Below are 354 nucleotides of genomic sequence, written 5' to 3'. Positions count from 1 at the left end.
AAATGTTAATACCCAATTAAAATGCGCTTTTTATTGACAAACTGCTCAAAAAATATCATACCAGAAAAACTTGATAAGGTGTTTTGTAATTAAGAAATTTTTTTTGGAATATGATTTCTTTTATCTGCTATAGCAGATAAAAGTTTCTGATCAACTTTGGTACAATCCATCTACTTTGGTGGCCCATGTCTCCGTAACAGTCCATTAGAATGCTCATTAAGTCCCCGTTGACCTGATATCCCGGATCTGCAAAGAAAATAGCAATGTCACACTGATTTGAAATTTCTTTCCAGCTAGAAAATTCCTTGCCACAATCAAAAGTAATGGACTTGAAACAATTTCTAGAAAACTGAC

At 33.3% G+C, this 354-nt stretch carries 1 pseudogene; it reads right to left on the bottom strand.

From position 1 onward, the window contains the following. Positions 1–55: 55 nt before the first annotated feature. Positions 56–354 (bottom strand): annotated as a pseudogene (locus tag SORDD16_RS10165) (IS30 family transposase); the annotation flags it as partial.

This window comes from Streptococcus oralis (assembly GCF_001578945.1).
Taxonomy (GTDB): domain Bacteria; phylum Bacillota; class Bacilli; order Lactobacillales; family Streptococcaceae; genus Streptococcus; species Streptococcus oralis_Q.
Note: the sequence above shows the minus strand (reverse complement) of the source record. Positions and strands in the feature narration are given on the sequence as shown.